1 protein-coding gene is annotated in these 431 nt (G+C 36.2%); it reads left to right on the top strand.

Annotated features, from left to right (window positions below):
* Positions 1-431, top strand: a 431-nt coding sequence (locus RT405_RS08385) for an HTH domain-containing protein (RefSeq protein ID WP_313469070.1), incomplete at both ends; no start/stop codon positions are given.

Here is a 431-nt window from a genome sequence, read left to right as displayed (position 1 = left end):
TCAACATTTCTAAAAGAGAAAAGAAAATACTTGAACTGCTCTTGGAACAAAAAAACGGAGTAACGTTAGATCTTTTGACTGAGCTGCTTCATGTCAGTAATCGGACAATTTATCGTGAACTATCGAGTCTTGAAAGCACCTTAGCCAAATACCAAATCAAGCTAGTTCGAGAACCAGATAAAGGCTACCATCTAATAGGCAGCTCTGTTTCGTTGCACGAACTACAAGAAAATCTAAACCACTCATCAAAAGAGTTATCTGCTCAGCAGCGACAGAGCATATTAGTTATCCAATTATTGCTAAGTGAAGAAGAAATTAAGATGGAGGCGCTGGCCGTTGATCTTGAAGTAAGCGTAGGAACGATTCAATCAGACTTACAATCAATAGAAGAAATTTTTAAAGAATATAAAATCGAAATTCAGAGAAAAAAA

The sequence above is a fragment of the Carnobacterium sp. genome, assembly GCF_032094055.1.
GTDB lineage: Bacteria > Bacillota > Bacilli > Lactobacillales > Carnobacteriaceae > Carnobacterium_A.
Note: the sequence above shows the minus strand (reverse complement) of the source record. Positions and strands in the feature narration are given on the sequence as shown.